Below are 21,528 nucleotides of genomic sequence, written 5' to 3'. Positions count from 1 at the left end.
TCTTCGGCCTCTTTTTTAATCCGCTTCCATTTCATTTAGCTGTTTCTTTAATTCCAGCAAATGATCCCTAAGCTGAGCTGCCAATTCAAAATTAAGCTCTGCAGCAGCGGTCCGCATATCCTTTGAAACCTTCTTTACTACAGTCTCCAGCTCTTTTCTGGACATGGATTCCGGATCCTTATCCATCTTATAGAAGTCCTTATCCGCCTTCTTGGAGATTCGGATCAACTCCCTTATCTTCTTCTGGATAGTCGTGGGGGTGATCCCATGCTCTTCATTATAGCTCTGCTGGATTACTCTTCTTCGGTTGGTTTCTGATATTGCCCTATGCATGGATTCCGTTATGTTATCCGCATACATGATTACCCGTCCTTCCGAGTTACGGGCTGCACGCCCGATGGTCTGAATCAGGGATGTCTCCGAACGCAGGAATCCTTCCTTATCTGCATCCAGTATGGCGACCAGGGTAATCTCCGGTATATCAAGTCCCTCTCTTAACAGGTTGATTCCCACCAAGACATCAAAAACATCCATACGCATGTCACGGATTATCTCCGAACGCTCCAGGGTATCAATATCCGAATGGAGATATTTTACCCGGATGCCTACTTCCCGCATATAATCGGTCAAATCCTCTGCCATCCGCTTGGTCAGCGTCGTTACCAGTATCTTGTTCTTATTGGCTGTCTCTTTATTTACCTCTCCGATCAGGTCATCAATTTGTCCGTTAACGGGCCGCACCATAACCTCCGGGTCCAATAAACCGGTGGGCCTTATAATCTGTTCTGCACGCAAAAGCTCGTGCTCATGCTCGTAAACAGATGGGGTGGCGGAAACAAAGAGCATCTGGTTAATCTTATTCTCAAATTCCCCGAAATTTAAAGGTCTGTTATCCTTGGCAGAAGGCAGGCGGAAGCCAAAGTCTACCAAAGTGCTTTTTCTTGCCTGATCGCCCGCATACATACCCCGTACCTGCGGTATGGTAATATGGGACTCATCGACAATAATTAAATAATCCTCCGGAAAATAGTCCATCAGTGTATGGGGAGTACTGCCGGGTGCCTGTCCTGAAAGATGCCTGGAATAATTCTCAATACCGGAGCAAAAACCGGTCTCTCTTAGCATCTCAATGTCAAAGTTTGTTCTTTCTGCAATTCTCTGCGCCTCTAAAAGCTTGTCCTCGCTCTTAAAATAGCGTACTCTTTCTTCCGCCTCTTCCTCTATGGTCTTAATAGCTGCCTCTAACTTCTCCTGGGATACCACATAGTGAGAGGCAGGAAAGATTGCAATATGTTCCAACGTACATTTTATTTCTCCGGTAAGGACATCGATCTCTGAAATGCGGTCTATCTCATCTCCAAAGAACTCCACACGAATTGCCCTGTCATCGGATGTAACCGGGAATATCTCTACTACATCCCCATTTACACGGAAGGTTCCGCGCTTAAAATCCATGTTGTTTCTGGTGTACTGTAAGTCCACCAGCTTTCTTAATATTTCATCCCGTTCCCTTACCATGCCGGGGCGCAGGGAAATAACCATTTCCTGATAATCAATGGGGTCTCCCAAACCGTAAATACAGGAGACGCTGGCTACAATAATAACATCTCTTCTCTCTGAGAGCGCTGCCGTAGCAGAGTGCCTTAGCTTATCAATCTCATCATTAATGGCAGAATCCTTTTCGATATAAGTATCCGTAGAGGGGACATATGCCTCCGGCTGGTAATAATCGTAGTAGCTTACAAAATATTCAACGGAATTCTCCGGGAAAAACTCCTTGAATTCACCATAAAGCTGTGCTGCCAGAGTCTTATTATGGGCAATTATCAGAGTAGGACGGTTCAAGGCCTGAATTACATTTGCCATAGTAAAAGTCTTACCGGACCCGGTTACGCCGAGCAGGGTTTCAAACTGGTTACCTTCTTTAAAACCTTTTACAAGCTGTTCTATTGCTTCCGGCTGGTCCCCTGTGGGCGCAAATTCCGATACTAGCTTAAAATCACTCATGTTCCTATCCTTTCTGACTGGTCTGTCATACTTTATCCTTCTATACTTTAATCATTATGGGCTATATAACCCGCCTTTATCACCGGGAATTCCATAATGACATAGGTTATTCCATCTATCAAATAATTTCAAGTCATTATATCATATCTGAATTTTGAATGCAATATTTTTCGAATGTCTGTTCTGTTCCTGTATATAGAAAAGCAGACAGCTGATATCGGTTTTCTTGTCACTTTTTACAGTAACTTTTCGATACCTGCTGTCTGCCTCATAACTTACTTAGCTGCTTTTATCTTCTTATTCAAAATTTCAAGGGCCTTTTGAAGCTGATTATCTTCACTCTTCTCAATTACTACCTTCTGGCGGAGTGACTCTTTTAGTTCAACGGTTACATCCGGTGCAATTCCTATCTTATGGATATTTCTTCCCTTTGGTGTATAATATTTGGAAACAGTTACCTTGATGGCAGTTCCGTCACTTAATGGCAGGATGGATTGTACAATGCCCTTTCCAAAGCTTGTGGTACCTACAATTGTTCCGATCTTATAGTCCTGAATGGCACCGGCAAAGATCTCGGAAGCGCTGGCACTGTTCCCGTTGATAAGAACAGCCAGAGGTTTCGTAAACTCTTCCTTACCGTCGCATTTGTATTCATCACGGTTGCCGTATTTGTCTTCGGTATAAACTATCATTCCCTTAGGAAGCATGCGTTTTAACATATCTACGACGGTATCAAGAAGTCCGCCGGGATTATTTCTGATATCAATAACAAGCCCCTTTTCTCCCTGTTTTTCAAGGTCATTAACAGCAGCACGGAACTGCTCGGCAGTTATTTCATCAAATTCAGAAACAGCAATATAACCGATCTTACCCTCTAACATCTCATATTCAATGGTGGGAACTTCAACTTTCTTTCTTGTTATAGTAAAATCAATGGGTTTTGATTTTCCTTCACGGATAATGGTAACCTTTACCGTTGTTCCCTCTTTCCCTTTAATCTTACCTACCACCTCTGAAATATCCTTACCGGTTACTTCTTCTCCATTTACCTTATACAAAACATCTCCGGGCAAAATACCTGCTTCGTAGGCAGGACCGCCCACAAATGGCTTCACGATGGAAAGGACCCCTGTCTTTACATTAGATGATACCGTTGCACCAATGCCATAATAAACACCGCTGGAAGATTCCATTAAAGCAGCATACTCATCCTTTGTGTAGTATACGGAATATGGGTCCTTCAGACTTTCCAGCAGCCCTTTATATATTCCTTCTGCCATTGTGTTTTTATCCACATCTTCCATGTAGTACTTATCTATCAGACCTTCCAGCTTATTAAGCTTATTCATGATTTCCTGGTCTGTAGCTTCCGTTTTTGCAGCACTGGCATTTTCTGTTTTTACATTTGAGTTTTCTCTTGTGAGGTTTTCATTCACATTATTCACATTATTCACAAAGACTGCAACAACAATTGCTACGATAACAAATGTTGCCGCTAATCCGGATAAAAATCCGTTCAGAAACTTATTCTTCATCGTTTTTAACCTCTTTTCCGGGTCAGTCAGTACCAGGCTGCCCCTAATCTATTATCTGGCCATTATGCGGCTGCGCCGCTGCCTTGTGCTATTAGCACACTAATAGCTGACATAATTCAGCGGATTCTTATATTCATCGTTAACTGTAACGGCAAAATGCAGATGCGGTCCTGTAGAGATTCCTGTAGAACCTACCAAACCAATCTCCTGTCCCTGGCTTACCTCATCTCCCTTTGACACCAGAAGCTTGGAACAGTGCATATAGGTGGTATACGTACTATTGCCATGATAAATCATAATATAATTTCCGCAGGAAACACTATAAGCAGCAACTGCCACTGTACCTCCAGCTGCAGCTACAATTTTCGTACCGCTGGGTGCTCCGATATCTATTCCCTTATGGTATGTACTCGCTCCTTCCGTAGGCTGGCTGCGGTACCCAAAACCGGAGGTTATTCTGCTGCTTGCAGGAACCGGCCAGATAAAGCCCTCTGCGGAAACTCCGGAAGAATTATTCTCTTCGGGAGTTTCTTCTGTACCTGAATTCTGTGATTCTTCCTGCTTTCTCTTTTCTTCCTCTTCTTTTCTCCTTCGTTCCTCTTCTTCTCTTTTTCTTTTTTCCTCTGCCTCTATTCTCTTTCTTTCCGCTTCTAAGAGCTGTTCAATCGCAGCCTCCTGGTCTTCAATCTTCTGGCTGTACTGTTCTGATAATGCCTGGCTTTCTTTTATACTGCTTGTATATTTGACAACTTCTGCACCTTTCTGTTTTACCAGGTTTTGTATCGTACCCTGCTCGTAGGTTTTCTCATCCTTAAGGCTGTTAAGTTCCTCAAGCTGTGCCTTTTGCTCCTTTTCTTTCTTTGTTACTTCCTCTTTCAGGTGTTTATATTCCTCCAGAAGTCCGTTGTCATATTCCGTGATTTTCTCCATATATTCCATTTGGTTAAGCATATCGGAAAAATTATCGGACTGTAAAAGTATCTCCAATACCCCTGTATCCCCATTTTCATACATATACTTAATCCGGCTTTTCATAATGGAATACTGATCTTTTTCTTTTTCCTTTGCTGTTTGTAATTCTTCCTTTGTCACCTTTAAATTACTATTCGCTTTTTTTATCTTACCCTCAAGTTTTTCTACTTCTGTTGTCAGATCATTTAACTCCATATCCAGCTTTTCGATATAGTTAAGTATATCATTTTTTCCTTTTTCTAATTCCTTAATTTTCGATTCTGTTTCTTCCTTTTTTTTCTCCAGTGTTGTCTTACCTTCTTTTGCCTTCTCGATTTCTCCTGCATAACTTAAAATACTCTGAGTAGCAAAAACCAGAATCAGAAAAAACACTGCAAATAACTTACCTTTTTTACATAAAAATTCCTTCATACTGAAAGGATGGTTCTGAACCATTGTACTTTGCTTCTTTTTCATCCGCACCTCTTCCCTTACCTCACAAATCCTGTTCCTATTTGCCTTCTTTTAACTTAAGCTGCCTTCTCACTGTCAGATAACTGCCAAAGAAGCCAATTCCAACTCCCAAAATCAGGCACATCGGAACCAGTGTCTTAAATATACCATTAAGTTCAATGAAACGAAAACTTCGGAAAATATTATTATATTTTCCTGAAATATAATCTATCAATCTGTTGTACATAAAGTACAAAAGTCCGAGAGGAATAACCGAGCCTAAAATGCCGATTATCACTCCTTCTACTATAAACGGCGCACGGATAAAAGAATCCTTTGCTCCGATTAATTTCATAATCGCTATTTCTTCTTTCCTTACAGCAATACCCATAGTGACTGTGGTATTAATCAGGAATATCGCTACGGCAAAAAGAATAATGATAATTGCTCCCGAAATATACCCTACGAGGGCGTTAAAGCTCTTAAAGGTATTGGCAATGGTATCGGAATGGTTTACCTGCCTTACACCATCGAGCCTTTCTATGTAAGTTACCAGGGATTTTTGCATGGAAACATCATTTAACCTGACAGAATAGGAAGCTGAATCCTTTAAAGGGTTATCATCTCCAAAACTTTCAGCAAGTTCTTTGTTTAGATATTTCTCTTTATAGTTTTCCCAGGTTTGTTCAGCGGAAACGAATGTAACAGAAGCAACTTCGGCTCTGGTCTTAATCTCCTCCCCGATTTTATCAATCTGTTCCTGGCCGATTCCTTTGTCAAAAAAAACCGTTACTCCCACAGAAGTTTCGGCTGTCTTAACCATATACTGAAAATTTGCTACTACGAAATAAAAAATACCGAAGAGAAACAAACAAGCAGCAATGGTTCCTATGGAAGCAGCAGAAAACATTCTGTTTCTGCGGATATTCTTAAAACCCTGTTTCATGCTGTAACCTATTGTACTAATACGCATGGGAATATCCACCTCTTTGCTCATCACTGATTAATATACCTTTATTCATGGTAATCACCCTCTTTTGCATTTTATCAACGATTTCCTTGTTATGTGTTACCACAACGACAGTAGTTCCCCGTTTGTTGATATCCTCTAACAGCTTCATAATTTCCCAGGAATTCTTCGGGTCCAGATTGCCGGTAGGCTCATCTGCCAGTAAAATGACCGGATTATTCACCAATGCCCTTGCCAAAGCCACCCTTTGCTGTTCTCCTCCTGACAGTTCTGTAGGAAGGGATTTCTGTTTATCCAGTAATCCCATAAGAGAAAGCATAAATGGAACCTGCCTTCTGATAGTACTTCCCGGTACCTCAATTACTCTTTGGGCAAATGCCACATTCTCATATACATTTCGGTCCTTTAACAAGCGGAAATTCTGGAATACAACACCGATTCCCCTTCTGTACTTGGCAACCTGTCTGTGCCTCATCCTTGTCAGGTCCTTGAAATTCACATAAATCTTTCCGTTTGTGGGTTCAATTTCTTTTAAAATAAGCTTAATCAGAGTTGACTTTCCCGAACCACTGCTGCCGACAATAAATACAAATTCACCTTTTCGAATCTGAAAGCTGATATTATTTATGGCAGGTGTTCCCTTCTGGTACGTTTTTGACACCCGTTCAAAGACAATAACCGGTGCATCCGCCTCTTCTATTTCTTTGTTTCTGTTGTAATTCATTCTGCCTTATACCTTTCTGACCTGCTCTTTATAATTTATAGAAAATTCAAGAAGTTTCCTATAAATTATAAAACAAAAGAGGGCGGGCTAACAAGAGAAAGCCCGGACCCTCTTATCACAACAATATGATATCTTAAGCTTTTCCCTAGTATTCCAGTGTCTCCATATATTTCATATATTTCACAACCATCAGGGCAATCTTAAAAGTAATAGCATCTTCAAAAACTCTTAAGTCCAGATTGGTGCTCTTTTGAAGTTTATCCAGACGGTAAACCAGTGTATTTCTGTGAATATACAGCTGTCTGGAGGTCTCCGAAACGTTAAGATTGTTCTCAAAAAACTTATTGATAGTGGTTAATGTCTCTTCATCAAATTCATCCGGAGATTTCCCGTCAAAGATTTCTTTAATGAACATTTTGCACAAAGGCATGGGCAGCTGATAAATCAAACGTCCGATACCAAGATTGCTGTATGCCATTACATTTCTGTCGCTATAGAAAATCTTGCCGACATCCAATGCCATCTTAGCTTCCTTATAGGATCTTGAAACATCTTTAATCTCATTTATTATGGTACCAAATGCCACATGCACCTTGGTCATAGCTTCTGTATTGAGCATGTCCAGTATGATTTTTGCCGTCTTATTCATATCGTCATAGTTTTCAGTAGGCTTTAGCTCTTTTACAAGAATAATATTCTTTTCATCTACGGCAGTGATGAAATCCTTGGTCTTACCCGAGAAAAGACTTCTTACAGTTTCAAGGGCATTAATATCCTTCTCGTTCTTTGTCTCAATAATAAAAACAACTCTTCTGACATCTGTCTCAATATGCAGTTTTTTAGCTCTGTTATAAATGTCAACCAGTAACAGGTTATCAAGTAAAAGATTCTTGATAAAGTTATCCTTATCATATCTTTCCTTATAAGCCACTAAAAGATTTTGTATCTGGAAGGAAGCAATCTTTCCTACCATGTATACATCATCACTGTCACCCTTTGCTAATATTACATATTCTAACTGATGTTCGTCAAACACCTTAAAAAATTGATAGCCTTGAAGCACCTGACTGTCAGCGGGGGAATCCACAAAATTGAGCACTGCATTTTCATAATCATCTGCATTATTAATAGTAGTCGCTAATGTCTTTCCTTCTGTGTCCATTACACAAAGGTCAATCCTGGTAATGCCCTTTAGGCCTTCTATGGTACTTTGCAGGATCTGATTTGATATCATATTGTCACTCCTTTTTCATTTTGTTCTCAAAATTCAAATTTTATACCCACTATTTTAGCATTGATTTCGTAGAAAGTAAACTAAATTTACACAAATTTAATAATATTTTTAGTACAATAATATTAATTCCCACTGTTTTATATATAGTTTATTAATCGAATTATATTTCCGGATTCATAGATAAGGGACAGCAAATACCCATTCATAAAATTCGGGCAGTATCTTAATCAACAAAAAGTTGTTAAAATACTGCCCGAATAAATTTTTTACTTAATATAAACCGCCTAATCCGCCAAGAGAAGATGTAATTCCCTCCGGAAGATAGAGTTTATAGCATAGCTTATACATAATCAGACTTACAACTATCATAAGGACCAGTGAAAGAAAAACTATGTAAACACGCTTATCGGCATTGGATACAGAGGCTTTTACAGCTATATAAAAATACAAATAGCTTAAAATGGCTCCTGCCGCATAACATACCAAACCATATGTCGGACTTATAAATCCTACAACAATAGCCACCACAGTTACTACAATCATAGCAACACTTTTTCCGGATACTGTACACAGCATATTCTTATATGTAACCTGCTGTTTTAACAGTAGGTTGTGCAAAAGCAATACTATTCCGGCTAATATGGCATTAAGTGCGACTCCCAATATGAGGGATACAACAAAGATCTTACCAAGAGGAAATTTATATCCTATAGACAGGTCACTTCCTCCAAAGATACTTCCAATGGATCCCATTATTCCGCCCATCAGAGTACTGATTACTTTATTGACTTTTTGAAACAGTACTAAGAGATACAATCCATACAATATGCCTTCAAGAGCAATTATTCCTAATGCTATGTTTACATTCCCTTCTGCCATAAAGCTGCTTAACTCAGCATCAGGTTTCTTTATTATTTTAAGAATCGTATCAAAAAGTTTCTTCAAGTAAACACTGGATGCTGCTCCAGCAGCTGCTCCGGCATTTTTTACTTCCTGAAATGTTTCTTGTGCTGCTGCAACAGGCGGTTTCTCTGCTTCTGTACTGCTTTGCACTTCTACCGTTTGCTCCCCCTGACAATTACATACTTCACCGTCTTCTAATTCCTTACCGCAATTTACGCAAAATTTTCCCATGTTATGTATTCTCCTTCTAATAATAGTAGATTGAATTAAGATAAATATAAGAGATTACCCATTTATCCCCTTCCAGCTGATAGGTAACATCATAGCTGTCTCCCGTAGAATCACTGCGTTCCTCAAGGTCTCCCGTCCACCAATCCTTACTGGTATACTCGTAATCAAAGGTTACATTCATGCTGATAGTCTGGGGTGAGATACTGTAACCTGAAATATATTCCGCGCCCCCGCTGAAATCACGAAGTGTTAGATTGGTAATGCCCGTTCCATCGTCGTTCTTCATCATCTCAACCAGACTCTCATATGCTCCCTGATACTCACTTTGTACATCTTGGTCGGAAGAGAATAATCCTTTTACTTCATCAAATCCTTTGCCTTCTAATGCTGCCTTGTAAATTGCAATATAATCATCTTCAGCCTGCTTTACCAGACCGTCTATGACATCCTGTTTTAAGGTAATCTCTGAAAGCATATAATCATAAGTAGTATCATTTTCAGGATATATTTCTTCTTTCACATCTTCTGTATAAGGAGAAGTTACCTCTATCGTATGCTTTCCTCTTAAAATACTCTTAACATTGTAACGGTCAATCCCATCTTCTGTTGATTCCAGGCTGTCCGCAGATACCTTCTGACCATCTACTGATACTTTCATACCGCTTGGTACTTCAATGGAGTAATCCGAAACCAGTAATGTTTCCGGCGATACTTCCCATTTATCAAAAATATAAAATTCCTTTTTACCAACCTTTATCAGGTTAATTGTCATCTCCTGCTGCCCTGAGGAGCCGTCTGCAATATAATAAACTGTCATAGCCTTTGCAAGACCATTGATTTTTCTATCCGCTCCACCAATATTCATCGCATTTTGCGCTACTGTAAAATTCTTAATTTTGCTATAGTCCAATTCATTGTCCATGGCTTCTTTGAAGCTTTCCGCATTGATAAAATTAGTTTTTTCAAGGTCCAGATAAGAAAATGCCTGTTTCCAATCCTCTTTCTGAATACTCTTCATATAACGTTCAGTTACTTTTTCCGGACTATAGTAAGATTGCCCCATCTTAAAACCGGCAAAAAGCAGAATAGCTATTCCTACTACAGCAGCAATCATTACTTTTTTCCATGTCTTCATGGGTGGCTTAGCAGGAGCTTGTATAGTTTTAACTTCTACTGGTTTTACTTCTGCCGGTTTAACTTCTACTGGTTTTACTTCTACCGGGCCCTGCTTTGGTAATGGCATTTCCATCTTTGCTCCGCAGGCTTCGCAGAATTTTGCTCCGTCTGCATTTTTTGTTCCGCACTGTTCACAATACATTCAAGTACTCCTTTTACCCTATTATATTTTGCATCAAAACTAATACCATATAATCTCTTTTGCCGCTCTTTTATGACAAACTTTTTTAGATTAGTTCTCATACATTAATATATGATACATAATTTTTCCAGGATAATCAATATGTTCTGTAACATATTATCATTTTTGTTTGATTTATGTAATTTCATGCTAGCTCCCATGGTATAAACCATCTGCTTGCAGATGATTTATTGCCTCAAATCAGGGTGTGAAATGTTTTTTATTTCACACTAATTCCCATGCATTTCGCAAGTTTACTTGCGAAACTGCCTAAATAGAAAGTGAAAAATGCTTTTTATTTTTCGCACTAATTCCCATGCATATCACAGGCCCGCCTGCGATACTGCCCTAATAAGAAATTTGAAAAATGATTTTCATTTTTCACACTGGCTTTGTGCCAATCCCACAAAAAACAGAGAGCCGCTCCCTGCGCTCTCTGTTTATTATAATCACATATAATTTTTTATTTAAATTAGTGTGTAATAACCTGCTCTGTTTCCTTATCAAATACATGAACCTTTGTTAAATCAAATGCCACTTTAATTGTATCGCCAGGTCTTGCAGTTGTACGAGGATTTACTCTTGCAGTTACATCAAACTGGTCTACTGAGAAATACAGGTAAACTTCAGCACCTAATAATTCATATACTCTTACCGTTGCATTTACAACGCTGTCAGGTGAACTGCTGATGAACATTTCTTCATCTTTTACATCTTCAGGACGAATACCTAACATAACTGTCTTATTCTCATATCCGCCATCAAGGATTTTCTTACCCTTTGCTTCCGGTAATTTAATAGAATGTGTACCGAACTGTAAAGCAACGGTGTTTCCACTCTTTACAACGGTAGATTCAATAACGTTCATCTGAGGAGAACCAATGAAAGTTGCTACGAATAAGTTATTCGGCATGTTATACAGATTCTGAGGAGAATCCACCTGCTGAATGATACCATCTTTCATAACTACGATTCTTGTTCCCAGTGTCATAGCTTCTGTCTGGTCATGTGTTACATAGATAATGGTTGTCTGCAATCTCTGATGTAATTTAGAAATCTCAATACGCATCTGTACTCTTAGCTTGGCATCCAGGTTGGATAAAGGCTCATCCATAAGGAATACCTTAGGATTACGAACGATAGCACGACCCATAGCAACACGCTGTCTCTGTCCACCGGATAAAGCCTTCGGCTTACGGTCTAATAAATGTTCAATATCAAGAGTTCTGGCAGCCTCACGAACTAATTTATCAATCTGATCCTTCGGAGTCTTTCTTAACTTAAGACCAAATGCCATATTGTCATAAACAGACATGTGAGGATACAAAGCATAGTTCTGGAAAACCATCGCAATATCTCTGTCCTTGGGTTCAACATCATTCACTATTTTATCATTGATCCATAATTCACCGCCAGTAATTTCTTCCAAACCGGCGATCATACGTAATGTTGTAGATTTACCGCAACCTGAAGGTCCTACGAAGATGATGAATTCCCTATCAGCAATTTCCAGATTAAAATCTTTAACAGCTACAAAACCATTAGGATATGTTTTGTTAATGTTTTTTAAAGATAAGCTTGCCATTTTATAAATTCCTCCCTAAAATTTTATGTCATCATGTGCTCTGTCTTGTACTATTACTATATGTCTAACTATACACTATTAGCACAGCTAACACCATATCCCAATTCCACAAATTAATTTTTAGGGTTTTGTATACTTTGTATATTCGTCACGAAAATAAGTATTTTTACCGATTTTTCACTGATTGGCTGATAAATTTACTGTCTATATTCTCTAAAACCTTCTCCCATAACTTCTCTGGCATCACTTACAATAATGAAGGCTTTGGGATCAACTTCTGCCACCAATTCTTTTATTTCAACGATTTCCTTTTTTGATACCACGCAAAAAAGCATTTTTTTATCCCGATTGGAATACATACCCGTTGCTGAGATGCCTGTTACACCCCTGTCAAGTTCCGCCATAATCTTCTCTGCTATCCGTTCATATTCATCCGATATGATGTACGCCATCTTGGCAAATTTAAGTCCTTCCAGAATACTGTCGGATATTTTCGTGGTAATATATACGGCTATTATAGCGTAAAGAGCCTTCGTGATACCAAAGCTGATAATACCTACCATTACCACGATGCCGTCTACCACTGTCAAAATCCTCGGTACGGAATAATAGGGCTTGAATTTATGGATTATCATTGCCAGTAAATCCGTACCTCCCGTAGATGCATTAGCAGCAAACACAAGGCCGATTCCTACTCCGCCGATAACTCCGCCAAAAACTGCTGCCAGAAGATAATCCTGTCCTATAAAATTAAAGCTTGTAGGTACCAGCGCAAGTGCAATGGTAAAGCTTACTTCCGCGAACAGCGCATGTTTTACAAAGGTCTTTCCGCGGACGATAATGGCGGTAATAAACAATGGTATATTTAACATCAGATTTGTCAGCCAGAGCGGTATTCCGCCTTCGACAAACACACCTGTCACCTTCTTTATTACAATAGCAAGTCCGGACAATCCTCCCGTTACCATTTGCAGCGGCTCATATACTACATTGACCGATACCGCCATTAAGAAAGTTCCTACTATAATAAGGACATAATGAGTAAATTTATTTTTATAAAGATGTGCTTCCATGATACATCCACCTTTTCTACGGGTTTATTGTCTGAACTCTATTTCTTTTATTTTGGCCCTTTGCCTGTTCTTTATACGATATCTTCCAAACATTCCATATGCCTCTATGGATAATACATCCGTAATAGCCAAAATATAGTATATCAGAATCCCGCCTCAAAGACAAGGCAGTCTGCTAAAGCGGCACAGTGCCAGCTGCAAAATTAAATTTTTCTTTAAAATAACTTTCCAGCTCTTCATAGGGCAGTCTTATCTGTTCCATGGTATCCCTCTGTCTTATTGTTACCGTTTCCTTTTCCAGGGTATCATCATCTATGGTAATTGCATAAGGTGTTCCTATTACATCCCCTCTCCGGTAGCGTTTTCCGATATTACCGGCATCATCATAGGAAACCATGTATTTCCTTTTTAAGTGGTTATAAATTTCAAGGGCTTTTTCTGTGTGGCGCTTCTTTATAAGCGGGAGTACATTAATCTTGATTGGCGCCAGAAAAGCCGGCAGCCGCAATACCTGTCTGGTCTCCCCTTCTTTTACTTCTTCCATAAGTGTTTCAAAGAGCAAAGCAAGCACGATTCTGTCCAGACCATAAGTGGACTCTATAATATAGGGAATATATTTTTCCTTCGTCTCTTCCTCAAAGTATTCAAGGCTCTTACCGGAATACTCCTGATGCCTTGTAAGATCAAAATCCGTCCTGTTGTGGGTTCCGTTTATCTCTCCCCAGCCAAAGGGAAAAAGATATTCGATATCGCAGGCCGCCTTGGCATAATGCGCAAGCTTCTCATGGTCATGGTGTCTTAAATTCTCTCTCTTAATTCCTAAGAATTCAAAGAATTGAATTCCATAATTTTTAAAATAATCATACAAGGCTTCATCTTCTCCCTTTTTGCAAAAAGTCTGATATTCCATCTGCTCGAACTCAATGGTACGGAAGGTAAAATTACCCGGTGTAATTTCATTCCGGAAAGCCTTTCCTATCTGTCCGATACCAAAGGGCAGCTTTGTACGCATGCTCCGCATAACATTTAAGAAATTCACATACTCTCCCTGGGCGTTTTCCGGCCTTAGATAAATGGTGGATGCGCTTTCTTCTGTCACTCCCCTCCGGGTGGCAAACATCAGATTAAACTGCCTGATATCTGTAAAATCAGATTTACCGCACTTAGGGCATGGGATTTCCTTTTCTCTAATATAGCGAAGCATTTTCTCCTGGGTCATGGTGTCAGCATTTGCCTCATCGGTATAGTCATTTATGAGATTATCCGCCCGGTGCCTGGTCTTGCAGCTTTTGCAGTCAATAAGAGGGTCTGAAAATCCTGCCAGATGTCCGCTGGCTTCCCACACCGTAGGATTCATCAAAATATCCGAATCCAGCTCATAGCTGTTATCCCTGGTCTGTATAAAGTAATACCGCCAGGCATCCTTGATATTGTTCTTAAGTCTTGTACCCAAGGGGCCGTAATCCCAGGTATTCGCAAGTCCTCCATATATCTCACTTCCCCTGAATATAAACCCGTACTGACTGCAGTAAGCCATTAAGTCCTCCATAGTAAATTCTTTCATTGTAATACCCATGCCTTTCCTGTACCTGCGAACTTTGGGCCGCAGAGACAAATTTGTGTGCGAAAAATACTTTTCATTTTATAAAACTAAAAGCTATGACGCATAACTTCCCCACAAAAAAAGCCCTAAGCAATCTATAATTGCTTAGGGCGAACAATATCTGTCCGTGGTACTACCTAAATTCAGGATAACCTGCACTCTTGTTACGGCACGAGTATACACTTTATGCCGCTTCCCCTGATAACGGTGGATTTTCCGTTGGTCTCTACTTGAATTCCGTTCAAGCCACAGCTTGAGGGCGCCTTCCCTGTACTTTTCCTAAAGATTCGCACCAGCCATCTTCTCTCTGAAATCAAAGTAACAGCTACTATTCCCTGTCATAGCCTTTTTTGTATTGGTGGTATTGTAACACAGCTTTGCAGCAGAAGCAAGGGATTAATGTGTAAACATCCCTTCCTTGCAGCCGGAACATTCCTTATTACCGCATAATGCACAGGCTAATCCACACATAGCCAAATCTTTTCCTCATAAAAGTTCATATAATTTTCCTCCTTTATGCAATCCTCCGGGTTGAACTTTATCAGCTCCCATTCTCCTGTTTCCCCTCTTCGGTACTGTGCAATCTCAATGTCCGTGTCATTGGTCAGCTGATAAAACACAATCAGATAATCTTTCCCATCCTTTCCCCTAAACGAAATATTCTTTATATATCCTTCCTGCTTTGTAGGGTACATTTTTTCAATCATATCACACCAGCCTCCATACCGTACCTGCACAGACATTTCAGCATCATATGCCCAGCCATGGTAAGGTGCACACAGGTAATCTTCTCCGTGAAATTCCAGGTTGGATATTTTATATTCCCCGTTTTCTTTTTGCAGGTCTGCAAAACCATAATAATATGCGAAGCTCCCCTGGTTCCTTTCGTTACCCTCTATGGTTTCCAGTTCTATAAAATAGCGCAGGATATTATCCCGGTTCTCATACAGAGGTACATTGTGGTATTTCAGTAAACTGATATGCAGGATATTTTCAAAGGTTTTTAGGTACTGCTCATAGGTCAGCCGCTCCTGATAAGATTTGGTAAGGAAGTTATAGGCTGCCGGATAGGGTATGACGCTATCACCAAGAGTCCCACAGCCTGCCCCCTTTCCCTTTACCAGGTTAGCAGCTTCCCGCAGAATACTGAAATAGTTTAGTATTGTATCCTCTGGTGTGCTAAAAAGGGAGGAAGGCAGTACTATTTCCGATGTCTTTTTATCCATGTAATCTCTAAAAAATTGAAAGTCAAAGCGGGTATTTAGAACCGGCAGCTTTGATGGTCTAAAGTAGGTTTCTGTATCTTCACTTTGGGTTCTTATGCCGCTGTTATACGAGTCAGCAGCGGCATAATATCTTCCGCCCATTACCATTGCGGGAACATCTTTGCCTTGGTGGTAATTTTTCATGCCAAAAAGAAATAATAAGAAAAACAGCACAATAAGAAACGGAACCAGAAACATTAAATTTCTTTTGCTGCCCGTCAATACTTCTTTCATAAAAATTCCTCTGGTCTGATACCCTCTTTCTTTAAACATATGATAAGCTCTGATGTTTAAGACTTTCATAGAATTTGCATTCCACAGGTTTTTTCGATATAATGAAAAGAAGTGTTATATACAAATCTGCAGTGATAAGAAATATTTCAGGAGGTTATATGAATTCCAAAACCGTATTGATAACCGGCGCTTCCAGAGGTATCGGAAAAGCTATTGCCCTGCGTTTTGCCAGAGAAGGTTTTCGCATTGCCATTACCTGCAAAAATAGTAAAAATGAACTTCTTCGTACAAAAGCAGAGATTGAAAGTATTGGTTCGCCTTGTCTTGCCTATGTAGGAGACATGGGAAGCTACCCTGCCGTGGAAGAACTCTTCAAATTGATTAATAAAACACTTGGACCGGTTCATGTACTTGTTAATAATGCCGGGATTTCTCATGTAGGACTGTTTACCGAAACAGATATAACTGCCTGGAATACTGTCATAAATTCCAACCTCACCTCTGTTTACAACTGCTGCAGCCAGGCTGTACCGGATATGGTAAGGATAAAAGCAGGCAAAATCGTCAACATTTCCTCCGTGTGGGGTGTCTGCGGAGCCTCCTGTGAGGTAGCCTATTCTGCTTCCAAAGGCGGAATAAATGCCTTTACAAAAGCTCTGGCAAAGGAACTTGCTCCAAGCAACATACAGGTTAATGCCATTGCCTGCGGTGCAATTGATACTTCTATGAATTCCTTCTTATCCAATGCAGATAAGGAAGCCCTGACAGAAGAAATTCCCGCTAACCGTTTAGGGAAAGCGGAAGAAGTAGCCGAACTTGCCTGGCAATTGGCCGGCGGAAATGAATATTTAAACGGACAGGTGATTGCCCTGGACGGAGCGTGGATTTAGAGAGGGGAGTTGTCACTGCGTGACGGCGCATCAGCACCAGAGTCTGGCAAGCCAGACTCTTTCTCATCTTACTTCGAGAATAAATATTCCCTTGCCTCGAAATGCTTCGTCCCATCCATGCTGTCATATTCTCTGTCACCAATATAATGAAATCCCACCTTCTCCATTACTTTGCCGGAGTACAGATTTTCTTTTGCATGATAGGCATAGAGATGTTTTTGCTTTAGTTCTGTAACGGCAAACTCCAGTATTCTGGCTGCTGCTTCCGTGGTGTATCCCTGATGCCAGCATTCTTTCATAATATTATAGCCCAGGTCATACATCCCTCTGATTTCCCTGTAGTAGATTCCTCCGCTTCCTATTAGTCTATGGTCTGACTTTCTTTCAAAGCCCCATTCATAAATACCTTCTGTATCTATATTCTCCTCTGTCTTTTCCAGCCATTCCCTGGTGACTTCTGCATTTGCATGGGTGCTCCAGCTCATAAACCTTGCCACCTCCGGATCACTTCCCCAATTCTCATATACTTCCCTTGCATCCGCAGCTTTTAAAGGCCGCAGGATAAGCCTTTCTGTTTCAAGTACCGGTGTTCTCATTCATCTGCTCCTTCCTTAATATATCCAGACTATGGTTTGTCGCTCCTATCAAATCCTGCCTTTCGCACACAGACAGGTGATATCTTATGTATAGTTCATATAATTCATCATCCATGCCGTCTATGACATCCTGCATATAATTGGCTGCCCCATCTGCGGCAATCAAATGGATTCTTGTTACTCCCATTCCTTCGGTAAGCCTTTTAATATCTTCCGTACGTACAATTTCAAACAGATCTTCCGGCCTGGAAATACAGTGAAAATCCTCTGTTAACATATTCTTACTTATACATTCCCGCAATTGATTTTTCCCAAAGCAATACTGCAGTATAGTGGCCTCATTCATGCAATAAGCTACAAGAATATACCCTTTTGCCTTTGTTACCCGAATTGCCTCCTGCAAGGCTTTTTTCTTATCTTCCTCCGTATAAAGGTGGTACATTGGTCCAAGAACAAGGGTCATGTCAAAGGTTTCATCCCCATAGCCTGACAAATCCAGTGCATTTCCCTGCCTTGCCGTGATTCGGTAACCTTCCTTAACTTTTGACTTTAATATATTCAGATTATGTTCTACCAGCTCAATAGAGTCTACCGAATATCCCGCCTGTGCCAGAGCGATGGAATAACGCCCTGTTCCTGCTCCAACTTCCAGAATCCTGCAATTTCCCTTGTCTTCCTCCGGCAAGAATTTATGAATGTAGGTCATAGTCGTTACATACTCCACCTGCCCATGTCTTCTTAGAAGCCTGCCCTCCTCGTCGTAGTTATTGTAATACGCTTCTAAATAATCCATTGTATCCATATGCTTCTCTCCCTTCATTTAAGCTTATTCGAACAGAAAATAAAAAACCGGTATTTGTATACAGCTTATACAAATACCGGTTTATAAATAATAGAAGTAGTTCTGCCAAATAATATAGCTTCCACTAATGATCTGGCCCGGTATCCGTATATGATATTTCAAGCTTTGATGGCATAAAAAAGTATCCGGCGTTATATTCATAACCCCAGCTCATGGTATAGGACGATTCCATTGTGCTTAAAGATACATTTTTCATATTAACTCCCATTGCATAGATCATCTGCTTGCAGATGATTTACTGCTTTCGTGAATATCGCAAGCTTACGGTTACCGCAGTTACCATTATTAGATGCTTTTTTGATATTATATGCTTATTCCGGAAAATGTCAATACCCTTACTTCTTTATTATTTTTCTTTTTGCTGCTCCAAAGATATCTTCAAGAGATTCCAATGTACTGCCTTACCTGTCCGCCACACTGATAGCTTCAATGGCAACACTTCCTCCCTTTACCACTTCGATACGGTTAGGGAAAGAACTTTGCAGAAGCTTTATGATAGCATTGTTTTTGCTCTCCGTCTGAACACATTCCAAAAGCAGGCTGCTTCTGTCACAGTCAATGATAGATATAGCGTAAACCTTGGAAATCCGGAAGGCTTCCTCTTTCTCTGCTGCATTCAAGCTGTTTATCTTTACAAATAATATTTCCTTCATATGGATGGGGATGTCGGTAAAATCCACTACCTTGATTACTTCCACACAGCGGTTTAACTGCTTTTTTATCTGTTCAAAGGTACTCTCGTCACTGGTAACGCTAATGGTCATACGGGAGATGGTTTCATCCTCTGTTTCTCCCACGGTAAGACTGTCCATATTGTAGGATTTTCCGGAAAAAAGACCTGATATTTTTGCCAGTACACCGATTTCATTCTCCACATAAAGGGAAATCCATCTCTTCTTGATTATATTTTCAATTGCTTTTCCCATGTTTTTGTCCTTTCTGTTTTCCTCTTACAGGATTAATCTATCACCATTTCGTTAAGCGGCTTTCCCGTTGGTACAATCGGATACACATTTGCTTCCGGTTCTATGATGAACTCAATAAGGGTAGGAGTGTTCTTACTCTTTATGGCTGTTTCCAGGGCTTCTTCTATTTCTTCCTCCCTTTCAACACGGATTCCGATTGCATCATAGCTTTCTGCAAGCTTCACAAAGTCAGGGGTATATTTCGGACAGCATTTTTCAGGATTCTTACAATCTCTCATGCAGCTTCTCCGCGCTGCCAAGCAGGTATAGGAATAACGGCCGCCGTAAAACATCTCCTGCCACTGGCGCACATTCCCAAGATAAGCATTATTAAATACACAGAGTATCAGCGGAAGCTCCAGACATACTGCCGTTGCCATCTCCTGGATATTCATCTGCATGCCCCCGTCACCGGATATGCAAAGAACTGGCGTATCCGGATTTCCAAGCTTGGCTCCAATAGCTGCCGGAAGACCATATCCCATGGTGCCAAGCCCTCCAGAGGTAAGAAGCTTCCTGCTATGGTCCATCTCAAGATACTGGGTGGTCCACATCTGGTTCTGGCCTACATCCGTTACTACGATAAGGTCCTTAAATTTCTCATTGATTTTATTTATGATAATTTCAGGGGTCATGCCCTCATATTTTTTCATCTCAAGAGGATGCTCCTCTTTCCAGCTCATAATTTCATCTGTCCATTCGGATATGGGAAGAGGCTTTGCTTCCTCCAGTATTTTTAAAATAGCGGTCTTGGCATCTGCTACAATAGGAATGTCCACCTGAATATTTCTTGATATGGACGCGGCATCGATATCAATATGGATAATGGCTGCCAGTTTGGCAAATTCGGTTATCTTGCCGGTGATACGGTCGTTGAATCTGGTACCGATGGAAAACAGCACATCACATTCGCTGATAGCGCGGTTAGCGGCATAATTTCCATGAATGCCGATATTGCCAACATAAAGGGGATGATTTGTAGGAATGGCTCCTTTTCCCATGATAGTGGTAATAACGGGCATTCCGGTAAGCTCTGCCAGTCTGGTAAGTTCTTTACCGGCACCGGATATGTTAACTCCCCCTCCTACTAAGAGTACCGGCTGCTTAGCCTGGCTTAAGACACTCATTGCTCTTCTTACCTGGCCTACATGCACTCCGGTACTGGGCTTGTAACCCCGGATGGAAACCTCTAAAGGGTATTCATCACTTCCCATTGCCTGCTGGATATCCTTTGGCAGATCCACTACGACAGGGCCTGGTTTACCGGACTTGGCAATAAAAAAAGCTTCCTTTATAATTCTGGCAAGGTCCTTTCTATCCCTTACCGTTATAGCATGCTTGCAGATATTTCTGGTGATTCCCACGATATCTACCTCCTGGAAGGCATCATTTCCGATAAGGTGGGTAGGCACCTGCCCGGTAAAGCACACCAAAGGGACACTGTCATAATTGGCGGTAGCAATACCCGTTACTAAGTTGGTGGCACCGGGACCGCTGGTAACCAGACAGACTCCGACCTTTCCCGTGGAACGGGCATAACCGTCCGCCGCATGTATCAATCCCTGTTCATGCCTTGGCAGAATGACTTCGATTCCCTCGGTGTCATAGAGTGCATCAAATAAATCAATTACCTGCCCTCCCGGATAGGCAAAGAGGGTATCAACTCCTTCTTCCTTTAATGCCTTTACAAAAAGCTCTGTTCCTCTTATTTCCATGGTCTTCCTCCTTCTTAACTGCATGGGATACATCCTAGCCTTCCCAGCCTCTTGTGAAATGGGTGAAAAAAAGCCCTAAGCTAAAGTTTTAGCTTAGGGCGAATAATTATCCGTGTTACCACCTAAATTCAGAGAGAAATCTCTGCACTCATTCCGATACGGAGCCTTTGGCATAATTATGCAAAGATATCGATACCGTTTTCCGTGTAACGGCGGAAACTTCCGTTGAAGCCTACTAAAGAATCACTTGTCTTCTCTTTCGGTCCACTGCTCAAAGGCTACTTCCATACTTCCTAAATGAAGACTTCCACCAACCATCTTCTCTCTGAAATCCGGGTGAGTATGTACTCCTCCTTGTCACTGCATTTGGACTGT

The 21,528-nt window shown here is 40.7% G+C and carries 18 protein-coding genes and 2 other annotated features; of the genes, 1 reads left to right on the top strand and 17 read right to left on the bottom strand.

All coding sequences use genetic code 11. The features are described from left to right. Positions 1–15: 15 nt before the first annotated feature. The 12 genes from uvrB to BUF11_RS09780 all read right to left on the bottom strand — a co-directional run bounded on the left by uvrB (position 16) and on the right by BUF11_RS09780 (position 16,194). Positions 16–2,007: an excinuclease ABC subunit UvrB gene (uvrB, locus tag BUF11_RS09835; protein ID WP_073588657.1), complete on the bottom strand. Its 1,992-nt coding sequence runs from the start codon at positions 2,005–2,007 to the stop codon at positions 16–18. A gap of 275 nt (positions 2,008–2,282) precedes the next feature. Continuing rightward, the gene (locus BUF11_RS09830) at positions 2,283–3,542 is read right to left on the bottom strand and encodes a S41 family peptidase (protein ID WP_073588656.1); all 1,260 of its coding nucleotides are present in this window, start codon (positions 3,540–3,542) and stop codon (positions 2,283–2,285) included. A 99-nt stretch (positions 3,543–3,641) separates the two neighbouring features. Continuing rightward, positions 3,642–4,970, bottom strand: a complete 1,329-nt coding sequence (locus BUF11_RS09825; RefSeq protein WP_084558580.1) for a murein hydrolase activator EnvC family protein — start codon at positions 4,968–4,970, stop codon at positions 3,642–3,644. 34 nt (positions 4,971–5,004) lie between these two features. Next, on the bottom strand, positions 5,005–5,919 hold the full coding sequence (gene ftsX / locus BUF11_RS09820) for a permease-like cell division protein FtsX (RefSeq protein ID WP_073588655.1): 915 nt from the start codon (positions 5,917–5,919) through the stop codon (positions 5,005–5,007). Beyond that, on the bottom strand, positions 5,909–6,640 hold the full coding sequence (ftsE, locus tag BUF11_RS09815; RefSeq protein ID WP_073588654.1) for a cell division ATP-binding protein FtsE: 732 nt from the start codon (positions 6,638–6,640) through the stop codon (positions 5,909–5,911). Before ftsE ends, ftsX begins: the two co-directional genes overlap by 11 nt. Positions 6,641–6,785: 145 nt before the next feature. Beyond that, a complete protein-coding gene (locus BUF11_RS09810) occupies positions 6,786–7,874 on the bottom strand; it encodes a PucR family transcriptional regulator (RefSeq protein ID WP_073588653.1) in 1,089 nt (362 codons plus the stop codon). 270 nt (positions 7,875–8,144) lie between these two features. Then, a complete protein-coding gene (locus tag BUF11_RS09805; protein ID WP_073588652.1) occupies positions 8,145–9,008 on the bottom strand; it encodes a hypothetical protein in 864 nt (287 codons plus the stop codon). Positions 9,009–9,024: 16 nt separating this feature from the next. Next, positions 9,025–10,326, bottom strand: coding sequence for a zinc-ribbon domain-containing protein (locus BUF11_RS09800; protein ID WP_073588651.1), 1,302 nt, complete (start codon positions 10,324–10,326; stop codon positions 9,025–9,027). Positions 10,327–10,837: 511 nt separating this feature from the next. Further along, positions 10,838–11,950: an ABC transporter ATP-binding protein gene (locus BUF11_RS09795; RefSeq protein ID WP_073588650.1), complete on the bottom strand. Its 1,113-nt coding sequence runs from the start codon at positions 11,948–11,950 to the stop codon at positions 10,838–10,840. A gap of 197 nt (positions 11,951–12,147) precedes the next feature. Beyond that, positions 12,148–13,023, bottom strand: coding sequence for a YitT family protein (locus BUF11_RS09790; protein ID WP_073588649.1), 876 nt, complete (start codon positions 13,021–13,023; stop codon positions 12,148–12,150). 175 nt (positions 13,024–13,198) lie between these two features. Further along, positions 13,199–14,587 carry a glycine--tRNA ligase gene (locus BUF11_RS09785; RefSeq protein ID WP_073588825.1) on the bottom strand — a complete coding sequence of 463 codons (1,389 nt, stop codon included), beginning with the start codon at positions 14,585–14,587 and terminating at the stop codon, positions 13,199–13,201. A gap of 142 nt (positions 14,588–14,729) precedes the next feature. Next, positions 14,730–14,977 (bottom strand) — a binding site (T-box leader). A gap of 107 nt (positions 14,978–15,084) precedes the next feature. Continuing rightward, positions 15,085–16,194: a hypothetical protein gene (locus BUF11_RS09780; RefSeq protein WP_084558579.1), complete on the bottom strand. Its 1,110-nt coding sequence runs from the start codon at positions 16,192–16,194 to the stop codon at positions 15,085–15,087. A gap of 89 nt (positions 16,195–16,283) precedes the next feature. Here BUF11_RS09780 and ymfI point away from each other — a divergent pair, with 89 nt between their 5' ends. After that, the gene (ymfI, locus tag BUF11_RS09775) at positions 16,284–17,015 is read left to right on the top strand and encodes an elongation factor P 5-aminopentanone reductase (RefSeq protein ID WP_073588648.1); all 732 of its coding nucleotides are present in this window, start codon (positions 16,284–16,286) and stop codon (positions 17,013–17,015) included. A 68-nt stretch (positions 17,016–17,083) separates the two neighbouring features. Here ymfI and BUF11_RS09770 read toward each other — a convergent pair whose 3' ends face one another. The 5 genes from BUF11_RS09770 to ilvB all read right to left on the bottom strand — a co-directional run bounded on the left by BUF11_RS09770 (position 17,084) and on the right by ilvB (position 21,153). Further along, positions 17,084–17,611: a GNAT family N-acetyltransferase gene (locus tag BUF11_RS09770; RefSeq protein WP_073588647.1), complete on the bottom strand. Its 528-nt coding sequence runs from the start codon at positions 17,609–17,611 to the stop codon at positions 17,084–17,086. Further along, complete coding sequence (locus BUF11_RS09765) at positions 17,592–18,413, bottom strand: class I SAM-dependent methyltransferase (RefSeq protein ID WP_139243369.1); 822 nt, start codon at positions 18,411–18,413, stop codon at positions 17,592–17,594. Before BUF11_RS09765 ends, BUF11_RS09770 begins: the two co-directional genes overlap by 20 nt. 124 nt (positions 18,414–18,537) lie before the next feature. Continuing rightward, positions 18,538–18,669 carry a hypothetical protein gene (locus BUF11_RS24925; protein WP_278277137.1) on the bottom strand — a complete coding sequence of 44 codons (132 nt, stop codon included), beginning with the start codon at positions 18,667–18,669 and terminating at the stop codon, positions 18,538–18,540. 205 nt (positions 18,670–18,874) lie between these two features. Beyond that, positions 18,875–19,399: an acetolactate synthase small subunit gene (gene ilvN / locus BUF11_RS09760; RefSeq protein ID WP_330393872.1), complete on the bottom strand. Its 525-nt coding sequence runs from the start codon at positions 19,397–19,399 to the stop codon at positions 18,875–18,877. 32 nt (positions 19,400–19,431) lie between these two features. Then, complete coding sequence (gene ilvB, locus BUF11_RS09755) at positions 19,432–21,153, bottom strand: biosynthetic-type acetolactate synthase large subunit (protein WP_073588645.1); 1,722 nt, start codon at positions 21,151–21,153, stop codon at positions 19,432–19,434. 91 nt (positions 21,154–21,244) lie between these two features. Continuing rightward, positions 21,245–21,523 (bottom strand) — a binding site (T-box leader). Positions 21,524–21,528: the final 5 nt, after the last annotated feature.

The organism is Anaerocolumna xylanovorans DSM 12503, from assembly GCF_900143645.1.
GTDB classification, from domain to species: Bacteria; Bacillota; Clostridia; order Lachnospirales; family Lachnospiraceae; genus Anaerocolumna; species Anaerocolumna xylanovorans.
This window is presented reverse-complemented; position numbering and strand designations above follow the sequence as displayed.